The sequence below is a fragment of the Thermus aquaticus genome (assembly GCF_001280255.1).
In the GTDB taxonomy this organism is placed as follows: domain Bacteria; phylum Deinococcota; class Deinococci; order Deinococcales; family Thermaceae; genus Thermus; species Thermus aquaticus.
Genome location: NZ_LHCI01000048.1, coordinates 1 through 534 on the forward strand (window position 1 = coordinate 1; position 534 = coordinate 534).

General features: G+C 70.6%; 1 protein-coding gene. It reads right to left on the reverse strand.

Translation table 11 applies throughout. From position 1 onward, the window contains the following. A partial coding sequence (locus tag BVI061214_RS00295) for a metallophosphoesterase family protein (RefSeq protein ID WP_156303166.1) occupies positions 1-534 on the reverse strand: 534 nt, incomplete at both ends.

Here is a 534-nt window from a genome sequence, read left to right on the forward strand (position 1 = left end):
CCCCCGGGCCGGACCCCCTCCAGGGCGAAGTGGGCCAGCATCAGGGGGCTCGCCAGGTTGGCCAGGACCCGGCGCATGGCCTCGGCGTAGGTGCGGTGGCGCTCCTCGGCCTCCTGCAGGACCCGCTTCACCAGAACCCTCTCGGACACGAAGGGGAGGAGGGCGGCCTCGAGGTCCGCCACCCGCACCACCCCCCCTTCCTCCTTGAAGAGGGGGTGGCCCCGCACCCTGGCCCCCGCCAGGGCGAAGAGGGGGGAGAGGGCGGAGAGGCGCTCCTTGGGGTCGTGGTTGCCGGCGATGACCAAAGCGGGCACCCCCAGGGCCTTGAGCCCCATGAAGAACTCCACGGCGTGGCCCTCGGCCTCGGCGGAGACCTGGGGGCGGTCAAAGAGGTCCCCCGAGACCACCACCAGGTCCACCCGCTCCTCCTTCACGATCCCCAGGAGGGCCTTCAGGGCCTCTCCGATCTCCGGCGTCCGGTCCACGCCTCTTAAAATCTTTCCCAAATGCCAGTCGGCGGTGTGTAATAGGCGC